The organism is Klebsiella sp. 141198 (genome assembly GCF_050600785.1).
Taxonomy (GTDB): domain Bacteria; phylum Pseudomonadota; class Gammaproteobacteria; order Enterobacterales; family Enterobacteriaceae; genus Klebsiella; species Klebsiella aerogenes.
In genome coordinates this window covers 642,470-658,223 of record NZ_JAQIRM010000004.1, presented here as the reverse complement: position 1 = coordinate 658,223, position 15,754 = coordinate 642,470, and the positions used below count along the sequence as shown (strand labels likewise).

The following is a 15,754-nucleotide window of genomic DNA, read 5'->3' as shown; positions in this document are numbered from 1 at the left end:
TCAACAAACAAGGAGATAACAGCATGAACAGAGGAATGAAAATGGTTATTGTCGCCGTATTGCTGGCTTGTACGGCGGGTTTTCAGGGGGCGCTGGCGGCACCGGCGAGCGGTAAGGCGGTATCGGCAAAAGAGACTATTCAGACTCCGCAAACGAAAATGCCGGCGGAAGCGAAAACGACGGATAACGTCGGCGCGCGGGTCAGCATTAATACAGCCAGCGCGGAGGAGCTAGCACAGGCCATGAACGGCGTTGGGCTCAAGAAAGCGCAGGCAATCGTCAGCTACCGCGAAGAGTACGGACCGTTTAAGACTCTCGACGATCTTAAACAGGTTCCGGGGATGGGGAGTTCACTGGTAGAGAGAAATCTGTCACATCTGACGCTCTAATTTCACCCGCTGCTTTGCACAGTGGCAAATCTTTGCCATGCTAAAGAGGTTACATCATCTGGTGTGACCTCTTACCTGATTAACAACAATAATAGTAAGGCATGTGCGCTATGCAGACTCAAATTAAAGTTCGCGGTTATCACCTGGATGTTTACCAGCACGTTAACAATGCTCGTTATCTGGAGTTTCTTGAAGAGGCGCGCTGGGATGGGCTGGAGAGTAGTCCGGCGTTTCACTGGATGACCAGCCATAACATCGCTTTTGTGGTGGTCAACATCAATATCAATTATCGTCGCCCGGCGGTACTCGGGGATGTGCTTACCATCACCAGTAAACTTGAGCAGTTGAACGGTAAAAGCGGCACCCTAAGTCAGGTGGTGACCCTTAATCCTAACGGTGAAGTGGTGGCCGATGCGTTGATTACCTTTGTCTGCATTGATCTGAAAACGCAGAAGGCGCAGCCGCTGGAAGGGGAGTTGCGCGAAAAGCTCGACCAGATGAATTTACGCTAACAACAGTCGGACCGAGGAGAGCTGTGAACCCGTAGCCCCGGTAAGCGAAGCGCCACCGGGGACGTTGAACTTAAGCTTCGTGCCCTTGGCCCAGGCCGGTTTTTTGCTTCATGACCGCCATCACGCCGGCCTTATCGCCCAGATACTGATTCAGGCCGTTGGCGCGCAGGTTGCAGGCCGCGCAATGGCCACAGCCGTCGCCCTTGATGCCGTTATAGCAGGTGAGCGTTTCGCGGCGAACCAGATCCAACTGGCCCCAATAATCGGCCAGCGCCCAGGTCTCAGCTTTGTTGAGCCACATCAGCGGCGTTTCAAAGCGAATGTCTTTCGCCATGCCAAGGCTAACCGCGTGGTGCAGCGCTTTAACAAATTCGTCGCGGCAGTCCGGGTAACCAGAGAAGTCGGTCTCGCAAACGCCGGTAATAATTGCTTCGGCCTTAACCTGATAGGCGTAGATCGCCGTCAGGGTTAAAAACAGAATATTGCGACCTGGAACGAAGGTATTCGGAATACCATCGGCATCCGGCTCGTAATCCGGTACCGGGATGCTATCGCGCGTCAGGCTGCTCACCGCCAGTTCGTTAAGCAGGGTAACGTCCAGCACTTTATGCGCCACCGCGCCCAGTTTTAGCGCCAGCTCGCGAGCCACGTCAATCTCGGCGCGGTGGCGTTGGCCATAATCAAAAGTGACGCAATGCACTTCATCATACTGTTCCAGTGCCTGCACCAGGCAGGTTGTTGAGTCTTGTCCTCCGCTGAAGACAACTACGGCGCGTTTCATGGCAATTCCTGACTAAATAAGTGAGAACCATATGGTACCGTCAGACGCTCGCGGCGACCAGCTCTCTCACGTCGATGATGCCGGTAGCCAGGCGCTGGTAAAGTCGAACCAACCTCTGGCATTAAGGCGCAGGCCGTTAACCCCCGGCGGCGCGCTGATGCGGTAATTGTATTTGAATAACGGCGTCATGATGGCGTCATCCATCAGCGTATTGAAGACGTTGCGCAGGGCATCGTTGCGGCTACGCGCTTCGGGCTGCGCCTGCACGGCATCTAACGTAGCCTGCAGGTGCGCATATTGCGCCCCGCTCAGCAAATGGGGCCACAGCGTGTCGCAGCGCAGCCACTGTTCAAGGGTATATTCCGGCGCTTCGCCAATCAGCCGGTCGCCCATCATCATATCGGCCTGCGCCAGATATCGGCAGCCGTCCCAATTTTTGGCGTCGTGAAAAATGAGCGTCAGTTCGCAGCCGAGAGTGGCGAGGCGCTGTTTGAGCTGCTCAGCCATAGTGTGTAATTCGACCGGCAAATGATAGAGCAGGGTGAGCTGGGGCGGCAGCGGCACCTCATGGTTTTCCGGGCCCTGAGGAATGGACCAGCCGGGCAGCACCTCATGGCTCGGCGTAATCAGATCTTCATCCAGCGGTAGCGTTTCCAGCAACGACGAGCGGTGGATAATCGAAATCAGCCGCTGGGCCTGCGCTTTACTGAGACGTGGACTCTGACGCAGGGTCAAATAGCAGAAGCCGAGGCTGATGCTATTGCTCACCTGGCGCAAATTATTGAGCTCTTCGGGATCGCCGATGGTGATCTGTACTGGATGGCGACAGCTGGTGCCGAGATCGCTTTCGAATAGCTGCGGCGTGATCCAATATTCTACCGCCTGGATCAGCGGATGCTGTAAATGGTAGCGGGGATGGTTCTCCAGCCGGACCAGATCCGGGCCAAAAAGCTTTATTCGGAACGGACCGCTACCGAGCGCCGGATCGTCAGGATGCGCCAGCACGCTGCAGTAGCTGGCTAAACGGAACGGTAGCCAGTAGTCCGGGCGATGCAGCGTAATCGTCAAACATTGGGAGTGGGTGACATCGATGCGGCTGATGCTGGCAAAAAGGGTGCGGAGAGCCGGCAGTTCCAGTAGCAACAGTAGTCTTTGCCGCAGCTGTGAGGTTTCCACGGTATCGCCGTTATGCCAGCACAGGGTAGAGCGGATATAAAAGTGCCAGCGCAGTCCATCGGGTGATACCTGCCAGTGGTGCGCCAGATCGCCCACCGGCGTATTGTCGCTATCGTCAAAACGCGTCAGGCCGGAATAGATCTGCCCGGCCAAATGTTGTTCCGCACGCCCGGGGAGAAAACCGGGGCGCAGCGGTTCCAGTGGACGATAGTAGGGAATACGCAGCGTCGGGGTATTGTTTTGCCACTGTCCGCCGAGGAAGGGGTGCAACAACGCTTTCAGCTCAACCGGCGCCAGCTGCGCCAGCTCCAGCGCGTTTTGCTGCTGACCCTTATTCAGCGCCTGTTCCATCATTTCGTTACGCAGGCTTTCCGGGGTCTTGTGGAAACTGAGTTGCCCGCGCTTACCGCGCCCGGAGCTGGCCTGCCAGCTTAACCAACCGGCCTCCTGAGCCTGACGCAGCAGCGTACGGATATGACGCTCGCTGCAAAAGCAGCGTTCAGCCAACTCGCCCACGGTCACCTGCTGCGGTGCGCCGGACGACGGCAGCCATAGCCGCTGGTACTGATTTAATCGGTTTAATAATCTCATTTGCCGAAAACCCGGAACAATAAAAAATATCTATTCACTATTACTTCCGTATATCTCAGGCGATACTGCAACACAAGCGAAACCCATCACACATCGGGGAAAATACCATGGCAAAATTAGCGGCATTTGATATGGACGGCACCCTGCTGATGCCGGACCATCGTCTCGGAGAACAGACTCTGACGGCGCTGAGACGGCTGCGTGAACGCGATATCGCCCTGACCTTTGCCACCGGTCGCCATGCTCTGGAAATGCACCATGTGATCGGCGAGTTTTCCCTTGATGCTTTTCTGATTACCGGTAACGGCACGCGCATCCATTCACTGGAAGGTGAAGAGCTGTATCGCCAGGATCTAAATCCGGAAGTGGCGGAAGAGGTGCTGCACAGCGTGTGGGATACTCAGGCGAGTATGCACGTTTTCAATGATGGCGGCTGGTTTACCGGCCAGGCAAGGCCGGAACTGCTCCGGGCTCACGCCTTCAGCGGCTTTCATTATCAACTGCGCGATCCGAAACGGATGCCGGCGCACCACGTTACCAAGATCTGTTTCTGCGGCGATCATGACGATCTGCGCCGCCTGCGGATCCAGCTAAATGAAGCGCTAGGCGATCGCGCGTTTCTTTGTTTCTCGGCGATGGATTGTCTGGAGGTGCTGCCGGTCGGCTGTAACAAAGGGGCCGCGCTGGCGGTGCTGAGCCAGCACTTAGGTTTTACGTTGCAGGATTGCATGGCATTTGGTGATGCAATGAACGATCGCGAGATGCTTGGTAGCGTAGGGCGAGGGTTCATTATGGGCAACGCGATGCCGCAGCTCAAAGCTGAACTGCCGCATCTACCGATCATCGGAGACTGCCGTCATCAGGCTGTTTCCCATTTTTTAACACATTGGCTGGATAATCCTGATCTTCCTTATTCCCCCGAATAGAGAGACCCTACCAGCAAGCCGGATAGCGTTCTATCCGGCTTTTTTTATTGTGCGCCGCTCAGTTGCATAATCTGCGTCTGCCACGGGGTAATATCGCCGATATTCGCCGCGACCCACTGCGGGTTGTAATAGCTTTCGAGATAACGTTCGCCGCTGTCGCACAACAGGGTGACGATGGAACCCTGGCGTCCTTCATCGCGCATGCGCGTGGCCAGTTGCAGCACGCCCCACATATTGGTGCCGGTTGAGGCGCCGACTTTTCTTCCAAGCTGCGTTTCCAGCCACAGGGCGGTAGCGACGCTGGCGGCATCCGGAACGCGCAGCATCTCATCGACGACGTCGGGAATAAACGATGGCTCGACGCGCGGACGGCCAATCCCTTCGATCTTGCTGCCGACCGGGCTGCGCAGGCTGGCGTCGCGGCTTTGCCAGTAATCGAGGAACACCGAATTCTGCGGGTCGACGACCATCAGTTGCGTCTCGTAACCCTGGCAGCGAATATAGCGGCCGATGGTTGCAGAAGTACCGCCGGTACCGGCGCTCATGACGATCCACGACGGCTGCGGATACGGCTCATGGGTCATCTGGCGGAAAATGCTGTCGGCGATATTGTTATTGCCGCGCCAGTCGGTGGCGCGCTCGGCGAAGGTGAACTGATCCATATAGTGGCCATTCAACTCGCGCGCCAGCATTTCAGAAGCGGCGTAGATTTCGCAGGCGTTGTCGACGAAATGACAGCGTCCGCCATAAAATTCAATCTGTTCGATTTTACGTTTCGCGGTGCAGGAGGGCATCACGGCAATAAACGGCAGGCCCAGCAGGCGAGCAAAATAGGCTTCTGAGACCGCCGTCGAACCCGAAGACGATTCGATAATCGTGGTGCCTTCTTTGATCCATCCGTTGCACAGGCCATAGAGAAACAGCGAGCGCGCCAGACGGTGCTTAAGGCTACCGGTTGGATGCGTACTTTCATCCTTCAGATAAATAGGGATCCCCGGAAAACCAGGCAGCGCCAGGCGGATCAGGTGTGTATCGGCGGAACGCTGATAGTCGGCGTTAATTTCACTAATGGCATGTTTTACCCAGGCGCTGTTCATCTCGGATTCCTGTTTGTCATTTTGTGCCCAGCTTAGCGGATTGTGCGGGAAAAATTGTTGCTATTTGGCCTTTCAATTACAATTACGGGAGTAAATTATTCTCTCTGGTGGCCTTATGCTAGATAAAATTGACCGTAAGCTGCTCTCATTGCTGCAAACTGACTGCACCCTCTCTTTGCAGGCGCTGGCGGATGCCGTTAATCTGACCACCACGCCCTGCTGGAAACGGCTCAAGCGTCTTGAGGACGAAGGCATCCTGCGCGAGCGCGTGGCCATCCTGGATGCGGAAAAGCTGGGGCTCGGGTTAACCGCCTTTGTGTTGATAAAAACCCAGCACCACAGCAGTGACTGGTACTGCCGTTTTGTCAGCGAAGTGTCGCAAATGGCGGAAGTGCTGGGTTTCTGGCGTATGGCTGGAGAGTACGACTACCTGCTAAGGGTGCAGGTCGCGGATATGAAGCGCTATGACGATTTTTATAAACGTCTGGTGAACAGCGTGCCGGGGCTGTCGGATGTCACTTCGAGTTTTGCCATGGAACAGATAAAATACACCACGGCCTTGCCTATTGATTAACGGCTTTTTGCCGCCACGAATTATACATTCAGGATTTTACCGTTTGCGATTATTTGCTCAACTTAGCTGGTACTTTCGCCGGGAGTGGCGCCGCTATCTCGGCGCCGTCGCTCTGCTTGCCGTTATTGCCGTACTCCAGCTAATCCCGCCGAAAGTGGTGGGGATTGTGGTCGATGGCGTGACTAAAGAACATTACACCGCAGAGCAGGTGTGGATGTGGATCGGCGCGCTGGTGGTTATCGCGGTGATGATTTATCTACTGCGCTATGTCTGGCGCGTGCTGCTCTTCGGCGCCTCTTATCAATTGGCCGTTGAACTGCGTGAAGACTTCTACCGCCAGCTCAGCCGCCAACATCCGGCCTTTTATCTGCGTCACCGTACCGGCGATCTCATTGCCCGCGCGACTAACGATGTTGACCGCGTCGTCTTCGCCGCCGGCGAGGGCGTCCTGACGCTTGTGGATTCACTGGTGATGGGCTGTGCGGTACTGATTGTGATGTCGACGCAAATCAGCTGGCAGTTAACGCTGCTGGCGCTGGTGCCGATGCCGTTTATGGCGCTGGCGATCAAACGCAATGGCGATGCCCTGCATGAGCGTTTCCGCGTGGCGCAGGCGGCTTTTTCCAGCCTCAACGATCGCACGCAGGAAAGCCTGACCAGCATACGTATGATTAAAGCGTTCGGCCTTGAGGACCGCCAGTCGGCGCAGTTTGCCGCCGATGCGGCGGATACCGGAGCGAAGAACATGCGGGTCGCGCGTATTGATGCCCGTTTCGACCCGACAATTTATATTGCTATCGGCGCCGCTAACCTGCTGGCAATCGGCGGCGGTAGCTGGCTGGTGTTGCAGGGCGAGCTGACCCTTGGTCAGTTAACCAGTTTCGTCATGTACCTCGGGCTGATGATTTGGCCAATGCTGGCGCTGGCGTGGATGTTTAACATCGTTGAGCGAGGTAGCGCCGCCTATGGTCGTATTCGTTCGATGCTGGAAGAAGCGCCGGTGGTCAACGATGGTAGCGAAACGGTGCCGGAGGGGCGCGGTTCGCTAAACGTGGCGGTGCGCGAATTTATCTATCCGCAGGCGACGAAAGCGTCGCTGGAGAAGGTTAACTTCACCCTGCAGCCGGGGCAAATGCTCGGTATCTGCGGCCCGACGGGAGCCGGGAAAAGTACCATTCTATCCCTTATTCAGCGCCATTTTGATGTTACCGAGGGTGAGATCCGTTTCCATGATATTCCGCTGTCTCGCCTGCAGCTTGATAGCTGGCGCGGGCGGCTGGCGGTGGTCAATCAAACCCCATTCCTGTTCTCCGATACCGTGGCCAATAACATTGCCTTGGGTAAACCGGACGCGACGCGAGAACAAATCGAGCACGTCGCGCGACTGGCCAGCGTTCATGATGATATTCTGCGCCTGCCGCAGGGCTATGAAACGGAAGTCGGCGAGCGCGGCGTCATGCTCTCAGGCGGTCAGAAACAACGTATTTCTATTGCCCGAGCGCTGCTGCTGGAGGCGGAAATCCTGATCCTTGATGACGCGCTGTCGGCGGTTGATGGGCGGACGGAGCATGATATTTTGCATAACCTGCGGCAGTGGGGGGAAGGGCGGACGGTGATTATCAGCGCCCACCGCCTTTCAGCATTAACCGAAGCCAGTGAAATTTTGGTTCTGCAACACGGCCATATTGCCCAGCGCGGACGCCATGAGCAGCTTGCCGCCCAGTCGGGATGGTATCGCGACATGTACCGCTATCAGCAACTGGAAGCGGCGCTCGACGATGCGCCGCAGGATGAGGAGGCGACAGATGCGTAATTTCGCCGATCTCTGGCCGACCCTGAAACGTCTGCTGGCCTACGGTTCGCCGTGGCGTAAGCCGCTCATCATTGCGGTTATCATGATGTGGATAGCGGCGGCGGCGGAAGTCAGCGGCCCGCTGCTGATAAGCTATTTCATTGATAACATGGTGGCGAAACAGTCGCTGCCGGTGAAGCTGGTCTGCGGCCTGGCGGCAGCCTATATCTGCCTGCAGATCCTTGCCGCTACGCTGCACTATAACCAGGCGCTGCTGTTTAACCGGGCGGCGGTCGGCGTGGTGCAGCAGTTGCGCAGCGATGTGATGGATGCCGCGCTGCGTCAGCCGTTAAGCGAGTTTGATACGCAACCCGTCGGCCAGTTGATATCACGCGTTACCAACGATACCGAAGTGATCCGCGACCTGTACGTGACGGTCGTGGCGACGGTGCTGCGTAGCGCGGCGCTGATTGGCGCGATGCTGGTGGCGATGTTTAGTCTCGACTGGCGAATGGCGCTGGTGGCGGTGGCTATCTTCCCGGCGGTGCTGATCGTGATGGCTATCTATCAGCGTTACAGCACGCCGATCGTGCGTCGCATGCGCGCCTGGCTTGCCGATATCAATGATGGCTTCAACGAAGTGATCAACGGTATGGGCGTTATTCAGCAATTCCGCCAGCAGGCGCGATTCGGCGAGCGAATGCGTGAAGCCAGTTACGGCCACTATCTGGCGCGCATGCAGACGCTGCGTCTGGATGGTTTCCTGCTGCGCCCGCTGTTAAGTCTGTTTTCATCGCTGATCCTCTGCGGCCTGCTGATGCTGTTTGGTTTTAGCGCTTCCGGAAGTATCGAAGTCGGCGTGTTATATGCCTTTATTAGCTACCTCGGGCGGCTTAACGAACCGCTGATCGAACTCACCACTCAGCAGTCGATGCTGCAGCAAGCGGTGGTGGCGGGCGAACGCGTGTTTGAGCTGATGGACCGTCCACGCCAGAGCTGGGGTAACGATAGCGCGCCGTTACGCAGCGGCGCGGTGGCGATTGATAACGTCTCTTTTGCCTATCGCGACGATCGGCTGGTGCTGCAGGATATCAATCTGGATATTCCTTCGCGCGGTTTTGTGGCGCTGGTTGGCCATACCGGTAGCGGCAAGAGCACGCTGGCCAGCCTGATGATGGGCTACTACCCGTTGACTAAAGGCGAAATTCGCCTCGATGGTCGCCCGCTATCGTCGTTAAGCCACAGCGCTTTACGTCGGGGCGTCGCGATGGTGCAACAGGATCCGGTGGTATTAGCCGATACCTTCTATGCCAACGTGACGCTGGGCCGCGATATCAGCGAGCAGCAGGTCTGGGAAGCGCTGGAAGCGGTGCAGCTCGCTGACCTTGCCCGTGAAATGAGCGACGGGATTTATACCCAACTGGGCGAGCAGGGCAACAACCTATCGGTGGGACAGAAACAGCTGTTGGCGCTGGCCCGTGTGCTGGTCGAGACGCCGCAGGTGCTGATCCTCGATGAAGCAACAGCGAACATCGACTCCGGTACCGAGCAGGCTATCCAGCAGGCGCTGGCGAAAGTGCGCGAGCACACCACGCTGGTGGTCATCGCCCACCGTCTGTCGACTATCGTCGAGGCTGATACAATCCTGGTGCTGCATCGTGGCCAGGCCGTCGAACGCGGGAACCATCAGCAATTGCTGGCGGCGAAGGGCCGCTACTGGCAGATGTACCAGCTACAGCTGGCTGGCGAAGAGCTAGCCGCCAGCGTTGAGGAGGAGTCACTGAGCGCCTGATGCACCATCAGCAGGCATGGGGGCAGGGGTGACGTGAAGTGGTGCAACTTGCTCACTGAGTGTGCACCGAATTGGTGCGTTTTTGCGCATTAGCGGCTATTTGCCGTCTCGCCAGTAACATCCCCGCGTTTTTTTCTCCATAAACGGGCCGATTCACGGCCCGTTTTCATTTTTGGCATATCCCTTGCTTTATCTCCTGTGTTAGCTGCGGCCACTATCAAATACTGACTGGAGGGGATTTATGAAGCTGGTTACCGTGGTAATCAAACCATTCAAACTGGAAGACGTTCGCGAAGCGTTGTCCTCCATCGGCATTCAGGGCCTGACGGTCACGGAAGTGAAAGGCTTCGGCCGCCAGAAAGGCCACGCCGAGCTCTATCGCGGCGCCGAATACAGCGTCAATTTCCTGCCAAAAGTAAAAATTGATATTGCGATTGCCGACGATCAGCTGGATGAGGTTGTCGAGGTGATAGGCAAGGCCGCCTGGACCGGAAAAATTGGCGACGGCAAAATTTTTGTCGCCGAACTGCAGCGCGTGATTCGTATTCGTACCGGCGAATCCGACGAAGCGGCACTGTAATTGCCTGACCACACAGCGATGGGGATGAAGAGATGATGAGAACGACGATGAAAACGGCTCTGGGAGCGCTGGCGCTGCTTCCGGGACTGGCGCTGGCGGCCGAACCGGCGGTGGCGGATAAAGCCGACAACGCTTTTATGATGATTTGCACCGCGCTGGTGCTGTTTATGACAATCCCCGGCATTGCGTTGTTCTACGGCGGCCTGATTCGCGGTAAAAACGTGCTCTCAATGCTCACTCAGGTCATTGTGACTTTTGGCCTGGTTTGCGTGCTGTGGGTTATCTATGGCTATACGCTTGCCTTCGGTAGCGGCGGTAGCTTCTTCGGCAGTTTCGACTGGGTGATGCTGAAGAATATTGAACTGAAAGCGCTGATGGGCTCGTTCTATCAATATATTCACGTCGCTTTCCAGGGCTCTTTCGCCTGTATCACCGTAGGCCTGATCGTCGGCGCGCTGGCGGAACGTATTCGTTTCTCCGCGGTACTGATTTTCGTGGTGGTTTGGCTCACGCTCTCCTATGTGCCGATTGCGCATATGGTGTGGGGCGGCGGCCTGCTGGCGACCCATGGCGCGCTGGACTTCGCCGGCGGTACCGTCGTACACATCAACGCCGCGGTGGCGGGGCTGGTGGGCGCGTATATGATGGGCAAACGCGTGGGCTTTGGCAAAGAAGCGTTTAAACCGCATAACCTGCCGATGGTCTTTACCGGTACGGCGATTCTGTATGTCGGCTGGTTCGGCTTTAACGCCGGTTCCGCAAGCGCGGCCAACGAAATTGCCGCCCTGGCCTTCGTTAATACCGTCGTGGCGACCGCTGGCGCGATTCTGGCCTGGACCTTCGGCGAATGGGCCACCCGCGGCAAACCCTCGCTGCTGGGCGCCTGCTCCGGCGCGATTGCCGGTCTGGTCGGCATTACTCCGGCGTGCGGTTATGTTGGCGTTGGCGGCTCGCTGATTATCGGTATCATCGCCGGACTGGCCGGGCTGTGGGGCGTCACGGTGCTGAAACGCTGGCTGCGCGTCGATGACCCATGCGATGTGTTTGGCGTTCACGGCGTGTGCGGTATCATCGGTTGTATCCTGACCGGCATCTTCGCCTCTACCACCCTTGGCGGCGTCGGCTATGCGGAAGGCGTAACGATGGGGCATCAGTTGCTGGTACAGCTGGAAAGTATCGGTATTACCGTGGTGTGGTCCGCCGTCGTCGCCTGGATCGGCTTCAAAGTGGCGGCGATGACCGTCGGCCTGCGGGTACCGGAAGAGCAGGAGCGCGAAGGGCTGGACGTCAACAGCCACGGCGAAAACGCCTACAACGCCTGATGTATTGAGCAATCTCCATAAGCGTCAAAGCCTCCCGCATGGGAGGCTTTTTCTTTGCGTGGAATTTATTTCTTACTGAAGCCAGGGATAAAGCGGTCAACATCCACTTCCATAAACTGGCTGCGCTGGAAGTGGGCTTTCATATTCCACGGGACGGTGCAGTCGAAAATGGTTTTACAGGCAATACCGTTATCGCGAATCGATGGGCTGAAGGCCGGGTCGGATGACGGATCCAGCGGATGGCAGCGCACGCCGGGGATAAACACGGTGCTGACATCGCCCTGATAGCGGGTGGTCATCGCCCACATCACGTCGTTGATGTCGAAAACGTCGACGTCTTCATCGACCAGCATCACGTGCTTCAGCTCCGAGAAAGCGGAAAACGCCAATAGCGCGGCCTGGCGCTGACGGCCCTCATCGCTGGGGGTGCGTTTCTTCACCTGCAGCACGGCGAGATATTTACCGGTGCCCGGAGAGGGGCAGTGGACGTTTTGCACAAAGCCTGGAAGCGCGCGCTCTACCATTTGCAGAATGCTGGCTTCGGTCGGGATCCCGGCAAGATTGGTATGCTCATCGCTCGGCCCGATACAGGTTTGCAGAATCGGGTGGCGGCGGTGGGTAATCGCTTTGACTTTAATCACCGGCACTTCCGCCTGAGCGCTACCGGTGTAGCCTGGGAACTCCGGCATCGCTTTCCCGCTGTTGGTATTCTGATCTTCGCGTACCCGCACGCCCGGCAGTAGTTCACCTTCAATAACGATTTCGGCATTGGCGATGGCGCGGGCGTTGACGCTCACGCATTCGCTGAGCTCGACGGCCTGATTACGCAGAGCGCCGGCGATGGAGAGCTCATCAAACCCGAGAGGAGTGGTCGGCGGCTCAAAGCAGGCGCCAATTTCAATCGCCGGATCCACGCCGATGCTAATCGAGATAGGCAACGCTTTCCCGGCCGCCTCGGCTTTTTGCCGGAAAGTATCGAGATGACGTCCCGGTACGAAATACATCGAGATTTCGTCTTTGCTCTGTACGCACAGGCGGTGGATGGTGACGTCATGATCGCCGGTTTCCGGATCCGCGGCGTAGCACATGCCGAGGGTAAAGTAGGGGCCGGCGTCTTCCGGGGTGTTGGTCGGCGCCGGCAAAATTTTGAGAATATCGAAATCAGGATCGCTTGCCAGATGTACCACCTCCTGGCAGGCCGCCTGGTCGCGAGGGATGGTGATTGGGGCGATAGGATTCGCCACGGAGTCTTTGAGCATAAACGCCAGATTTTCCGGCGTGGTGCCAAACAGACGAGCGACGCGCTGGCGTGAACACAGCAGGCCAATAAGCACTCTGACATCATCGTAGCCTTTGACCTTATTAAAGATCATCGCCGGGCCAACGCGGGTCGGGCGCTGTACGGTTCCGTGGGCGCCGACATAGCGGTATACCCCGGAGAGCTCGGCAATGGGGTCAACGGGTTCGTAGGTGTAGATAAGTTCATCATCGTACTGGCTTAGTAGCGCCAAAGCAGAACGCAGATCGGTTACTTTTTGTTGTTCAGACATCATACTTCCTTCAGGTTTCTGGCAATGGCTATTCATTCTCACCAGATACCGATAAGAGTCCAATCACATTTCCCCTTGTTTTAATAAGAGATTATTATCAGTGTTTTCGGGAGGACGTGATGGATTATCGACAACTACAGGCATTTACGGTGCTGGCGGAAGAGTTGCACTTTGGCCGGGCGGCGCAGCGTCTGCATATCACGCAACCGGCGCTGACGCAGCAGATTAAAAGTTTTGAGAACGCGCTGGAATTGCGGCTATTTACCCGCGATCGACGCAACGTCGCGCTGACCGCCGAGGGGCAATTTTTGCTGGCCGAGGCGCGGATGATCCTCGGCCACTGCGATAAATTTCGCGAGAATGCGCGCAGTTTGCGGCAGGGGCGCAAAGGGCAGTTGAAAATTGGCTACGTTGGCTCTGCTATTTTCGACCCGGCGTTGAGCGTGTTAATTGGAAATTATCGTCAACGTAAACCCGAAGCCGATCTGCTGATTGAAGAGCATAACGTTAACGACCTGATAACCGGGCTCTTAAGCGATACGGTCGATCTGGCGTTTATCCGCTCGCCAGGCGCGCAATATGATGAACTGGAGTCGCTGGATATTGCGACCCGGCCGCTGGTAGCGGTGGTGCCTCGCCATCATGCGCTCGCCAGCCGGCGCGCTATTCCACTTGCGGCGCTGGCGGAAGAGACGTTTTTCATTCAGCAGGATCCCAGCGGCGTCGGATTGGGGTGGTCAGCCATCAGCGCCTGTCGGCAGGCGGGTTTTACGCCCCGTAAGATTCAGTACACGCGCGATGTCTCCACGGCGATTGGCCAGGTATCGATGGGGATGGGGGTGACGTTGGTGCCCGAGACGCAAAGCGCCATGCTGGTGTCGGAAGTCAGTTATTGCCTGCTGGAAGAGACCTTTGCCGTAACGACGCTCACGTTGTGCTGGCGGCGGCAGAGTCGCAACGGACTTTTGGGGGATTTTATTGCCGATGTTCGCGAACTGCTTGGCCGTTAGGGGGCGAGCGGGCCCGCCGTGGGCCCGTCGCGAATTAGTTATTGCGGTTACGCATGACACCTTCCTGCACCGTCGAGGCGACCAGAATACCGTCCTGGGTATAGAATTCGCCGCGAACAAAGCCACGGGCGCTGGAGGCGGAAGTGCTTTCGACGCTGTACAGCAGCCATTCGTTGATGTTAAACGGGCGGTGGAACCACATTGAGTGGTCGATGGTGGCGACCTGCATACCAGGCTCAAGGAAGCCGACGCCGTGTGGCTGCAGCGCCACCGGCAGGAAATTAAAATCAGACGCGTAGCCCAGCAGCGACTGATGGACGCGAATATCATCCGGTACTACGCCGTTGGCGCGGATCCACACCTGGCGGGTGGGTTCGGCAACGTGGCCTTTTAGCGGGTTATGGAACTCAACCGGGCGAATTTCCAGCGGTTTGTCGCTGAGAAACTTCTCTTTCGCCTGTGGCGGCAGCAGATGCGCCAGCTTACGAGCGATATCGGTTTCAGAGGGCAGGCCTTCCGGTGAAGGCGCTGACGGCATTGCTTTTTGATGTTCGTAGCCCGGTTCCGGCGCCTGGAACGAGGCGGTCATGTAAAAGATGGGTTTACCGTGCTGGATAGCCGCCACCCGGCGAGCGCTGAAGCTGTTGCCGTCTCGTAGTACTTCAACATCATAAACGATAGGTTTCTGGCTATCGCCAGGACGCAGGAAGTAACTATGAAAGGAATGAATCAGGCGGCCCTCAGGCACGGTTTCTTTAGCGGCATACAGCGCCTGACCGACCACCTGGCCGCCGAAGACCTGACGTAAGCCGAGATCTTCGCTCTGCCCGCGAAACAGCCCTTCTTCAATTTTTTCCAGATTTAATAATGCCAGCAGATTGGTTAGAGCCTGACTCATAGATACCCTCAATTATTGATAGCGGCGCTGACGCAGCGCATATTGAGGGCAAGTATAACCTGGAATCTCAAGTGGTCCGATGGGTGTAATAATCTGAATAAATGCCCCTTTCCGGGAATTATTCTGAGATCTGTGCCACACTTATTCACGATACTAATGTCTTAGCCATCGTGATGGCAGGACGTACTCCTGTGACTAAAGGGATGAAAAGGAGAACATAATGAAATTTGCCTATATGTTAAGTGCTATCGCCGTTGCTGCGGCCTTATCCGCCTGTGCGAATAACCCGAACAGCAACGCCGCTCATCAGACGACGGCACCCGATCCTTACGGCATTGCCTCACTGAGCTCCTCGCAGCAACAGCCTAATGTTTCCGGGACTATCAATATTCGCCAACGCGTAGCGTTACCGCCGGATGCGGTACTGACAGTGACGTTGTCCGATGCGTCGCTCGCCGATGCGCCAGCCCGCGTATTGTCGCAAAAAGCGGTCCGCACAGAAGGTAAGCAGGCGCCGTTCAACTTTGTTCTGCCGTATAACCAAGCGGATATCAAACCGAACGCGCGGATCCTGCTGAGTTCGGCGATCACCGTAAATGGCCAACTGATGTTTATTACCGATACCGTACAGACCGTGATTACCCAGGGCGGTAATCGTGCCGATCTGGTGCTGGTGCCGGTGCAGCATGCGCCAGTGCCGGTGGCTAACGATATGGCGCCGATGGCGCAATAAACGTCTTCATGCCCCTGTTCAGGGGCATTTT

At 56.7% G+C, this 15,754-nt stretch carries 15 protein-coding genes; 10 read left to right on the top strand and 5 right to left on the bottom strand.

The window, feature by feature from the left end; translation table 11 throughout:
- The first annotated feature begins 23 nt into the window (after positions 1-23).
- Complete coding sequence (locus PGR10_RS17045) at positions 24-389, top strand: helix-hairpin-helix domain-containing protein (RefSeq protein ID WP_213317107.1); 366 nt, start codon at positions 24-26, stop codon at positions 387-389.
- A gap of 110 nt (positions 390-499) precedes the next feature.
- Entirely contained in the window at positions 500-901 is a 402-nt protein-coding gene (locus PGR10_RS17040) for a YbgC/FadM family acyl-CoA thioesterase (RefSeq protein WP_316425296.1), read from the top strand.
- A 70-nt stretch (positions 902-971) separates the two neighbouring features.
- On the opposite strand, the gene queC is transcribed toward PGR10_RS17040, so the two are convergent.
- Both queC and PGR10_RS17030 read right to left on the bottom strand, forming a co-directional pair.
- Positions 972-1,682: a 7-cyano-7-deazaguanine synthase QueC gene (gene queC / locus PGR10_RS17035; RefSeq protein ID WP_308959032.1), complete on the bottom strand. Its 711-nt coding sequence runs from the start codon at positions 1,680-1,682 to the stop codon at positions 972-974.
- A 66-nt stretch (positions 1,683-1,748) separates the two neighbouring features.
- A complete protein-coding gene (locus tag PGR10_RS17030; RefSeq protein WP_430923819.1) occupies positions 1,749-3,449 on the bottom strand; it encodes an SgrR family transcriptional regulator in 1,701 nt (566 codons plus the stop codon).
- Between the two features lie 107 nt (positions 3,450-3,556).
- Here PGR10_RS17030 and cof point away from each other — a divergent pair, with 107 nt between their 5' ends.
- Entirely contained in the window at positions 3,557-4,375 is an 819-nt protein-coding gene (cof, locus tag PGR10_RS17025; RefSeq protein ID WP_213317109.1) for an HMP-PP phosphatase, read from the top strand.
- A 44-nt stretch (positions 4,376-4,419) separates the two neighbouring features.
- Here cof and PGR10_RS17020 read toward each other — a convergent pair whose 3' ends face one another.
- Positions 4,420-5,472 carry a PLP-dependent cysteine synthase family protein gene (locus PGR10_RS17020; protein WP_213317110.1) on the bottom strand — a complete coding sequence of 351 codons (1,053 nt, stop codon included), beginning with the start codon at positions 5,470-5,472 and terminating at the stop codon, positions 4,420-4,422.
- 115 nt (positions 5,473-5,587) lie between these two features.
- Here PGR10_RS17020 and PGR10_RS17015 point away from each other — a divergent pair, with 115 nt between their 5' ends.
- From PGR10_RS17015 to amtB, 5 genes are all read left to right on the top strand, one after another.
- Positions 5,588-6,046, top strand: coding sequence for an Lrp/AsnC family transcriptional regulator (locus PGR10_RS17015; protein WP_015367940.1), 459 nt, complete (start codon positions 5,588-5,590; stop codon positions 6,044-6,046).
- Between the two features lie 43 nt (positions 6,047-6,089).
- Positions 6,090-7,859, top strand: coding sequence for a SmdA family multidrug ABC transporter permease/ATP-binding protein (locus tag PGR10_RS17010; protein ID WP_087860370.1), 1,770 nt, complete (start codon positions 6,090-6,092; stop codon positions 7,857-7,859).
- Complete coding sequence (locus PGR10_RS17005; RefSeq protein ID WP_113373753.1) at positions 7,852-9,630, top strand: SmdB family multidrug efflux ABC transporter permease/ATP-binding protein; 1,779 nt, start codon at positions 7,852-7,854, stop codon at positions 9,628-9,630. Before PGR10_RS17010 ends, PGR10_RS17005 begins: the two co-directional genes overlap by 8 nt.
- A gap of 241 nt (positions 9,631-9,871) precedes the next feature.
- Entirely contained in the window at positions 9,872-10,210 is a 339-nt protein-coding gene (gene glnK, locus PGR10_RS17000) for a P-II family nitrogen regulator (protein ID WP_015367937.1), read from the top strand.
- A 32-nt stretch (positions 10,211-10,242) separates the two neighbouring features.
- Positions 10,243-11,532 carry an ammonium transporter AmtB gene (gene amtB, locus PGR10_RS16995; protein ID WP_020079462.1) on the top strand — a complete coding sequence of 430 codons (1,290 nt, stop codon included), beginning with the start codon at positions 10,243-10,245 and terminating at the stop codon, positions 11,530-11,532.
- 65 nt (positions 11,533-11,597) lie between these two features.
- Here amtB and PGR10_RS16990 read toward each other — a convergent pair whose 3' ends face one another.
- Positions 11,598-13,082, bottom strand: coding sequence for a UbiD family decarboxylase (locus PGR10_RS16990; RefSeq protein WP_430923818.1), 1,485 nt, complete (start codon positions 13,080-13,082; stop codon positions 11,598-11,600).
- 119 nt (positions 13,083-13,201) lie between these two features.
- Here PGR10_RS16990 and PGR10_RS16985 point away from each other — a divergent pair, with 119 nt between their 5' ends.
- Positions 13,202-14,092 carry a LysR substrate-binding domain-containing protein gene (locus PGR10_RS16985; protein ID WP_213317112.1) on the top strand — a complete coding sequence of 297 codons (891 nt, stop codon included), beginning with the start codon at positions 13,202-13,204 and terminating at the stop codon, positions 14,090-14,092.
- A 34-nt stretch (positions 14,093-14,126) separates the two neighbouring features.
- On the opposite strand, the gene tesB is transcribed toward PGR10_RS16985, so the two are convergent.
- Complete coding sequence (gene tesB, locus PGR10_RS16980) at positions 14,127-14,990, bottom strand: acyl-CoA thioesterase II (protein ID WP_087860366.1); 864 nt, start codon at positions 14,988-14,990, stop codon at positions 14,127-14,129.
- Between the two features lie 220 nt (positions 14,991-15,210).
- Here tesB and PGR10_RS16975 point away from each other — a divergent pair, with 220 nt between their 5' ends.
- Positions 15,211-15,723 (top strand): YbaY family lipoprotein, encoded by a 513-nt coding sequence (locus PGR10_RS16975; protein WP_020079459.1) that lies wholly within the window; start codon positions 15,211-15,213, stop codon positions 15,721-15,723.
- Positions 15,724-15,754 lie beyond the last annotated feature (31 nt).

What these genes read in the sequence shown, in the direction of transcription:
- PGR10_RS17045 (WP_213317107.1), top strand. Translation starts at nt 24, where the DNA reads ATGAACAGAGGAATGAAAATGGTTATTGTCGCCGTATTGCTGGCTTGT.
- PGR10_RS17040 (WP_316425296.1), top strand. Translation starts at nt 500, where the DNA reads ATGCAGACTCAAATTAAAGTTCGCGGTTATCACCTGGATGTTTACCAG.
- queC (WP_308959032.1), bottom strand. Translation starts at nt 1,682, where the DNA reads ATGAAACGCGCCGTAGTTGTCTTCAGCGGAGGACAAGACTCAACAACC.
- PGR10_RS17030 (WP_430923819.1), bottom strand. Translation starts at nt 3,449, where the DNA reads ATGAGATTATTAAACCGATTAAATCAGTACCAGCGGCTATGGCTGCCG.
- cof (WP_213317109.1), top strand. Translation starts at nt 3,557, where the DNA reads ATGGCAAAATTAGCGGCATTTGATATGGACGGCACCCTGCTGATGCCG.
- PGR10_RS17020 (WP_213317110.1), bottom strand. Translation starts at nt 5,472, where the DNA reads ATGAACAGCGCCTGGGTAAAACATGCCATTAGTGAAATTAACGCCGAC.
- PGR10_RS17015 (WP_015367940.1), top strand. Translation starts at nt 5,588, where the DNA reads ATGCTAGATAAAATTGACCGTAAGCTGCTCTCATTGCTGCAAACTGAC.
- PGR10_RS17005 (WP_113373753.1), top strand. Translation starts at nt 7,852, where the DNA reads ATGCGTAATTTCGCCGATCTCTGGCCGACCCTGAAACGTCTGCTGGCC.
- glnK (WP_015367937.1), top strand. Translation starts at nt 9,872, where the DNA reads ATGAAGCTGGTTACCGTGGTAATCAAACCATTCAAACTGGAAGACGTT.
- amtB (WP_020079462.1), top strand. Translation starts at nt 10,243, where the DNA reads ATGATGAGAACGACGATGAAAACGGCTCTGGGAGCGCTGGCGCTGCTT.
- PGR10_RS16990 (WP_430923818.1), bottom strand. Translation starts at nt 13,082, where the DNA reads ATGTCTGAACAACAAAAAGTAACCGATCTGCGTTCTGCTTTGGCGCTA.
- PGR10_RS16985 (WP_213317112.1), top strand. Translation starts at nt 13,202, where the DNA reads ATGGATTATCGACAACTACAGGCATTTACGGTGCTGGCGGAAGAGTTG.
- tesB (WP_087860366.1), bottom strand. Translation starts at nt 14,990, where the DNA reads ATGAGTCAGGCTCTAACCAATCTGCTGGCATTATTAAATCTGGAAAAA.
- PGR10_RS16975 (WP_020079459.1), top strand. Translation starts at nt 15,211, where the DNA reads ATGAAATTTGCCTATATGTTAAGTGCTATCGCCGTTGCTGCGGCCTTA.